This is a genomic window from Paraburkholderia sp. RL18-101-BIB-B, assembly GCF_046026985.1.
GTDB lineage: Bacteria > Pseudomonadota > Gammaproteobacteria > Burkholderiales > Burkholderiaceae > Paraburkholderia.
The window spans coordinates 1-448 of sequence record NZ_JARESV010000207.1; the positions used below are offsets into that span (position 1 = coordinate 1).

General features: G+C 67.6%; 1 protein-coding gene. It reads right to left on the reverse strand.

The window, feature by feature from the left end:
- Nucleotides 1-126: 126 nt before the first annotated feature.
- On the reverse strand, nt 127-448 hold a 322-nt coding region (locus tag P0D73_RS46755), incomplete at its 5' end, for a transposase (RefSeq protein WP_408436551.1).

The following is a 448-nucleotide window of genomic DNA, read 5'->3' on the forward strand; positions in this document are numbered from 1 at the left end:
TCGTGCGATCGCGATGGTGAAGCGGACGTGGGAGGCGCTTTGCGTAGCGCCAGGCGCAAACGTCCGCTCGTGGGCCGCGTTGCCGCAAAGCCGACGGTCGGTTCAGATATCGCGGAACCGTTGTGCTCATGTCGGACCCCGGCACATCAGCGGTGCGCGGATCGGGGCGCTGCGCGCGAGGATGTCGATGACGATCATCGGTGCGCCGCAGTGACGGCAGATGAAGACGGGCCGGGTTTGGATGCCGGTGTCGTCGGATGACGTGTCAGGTTCGGGCGTGACGTGCAGCAGCGCACGCACCTTGGCGAGACTGGCGCGGCGCACCGGGTTGGCGAGCAGCCCGTAGTGACGGATGCGATGGAAGCCGCCGGGCAGCACGTGCAGCAGGAAGCGGCGCATGAACTCGCCGGCCTCCAGCGTCATGGTCTTGTAGCGGGTGCGCCCCTTC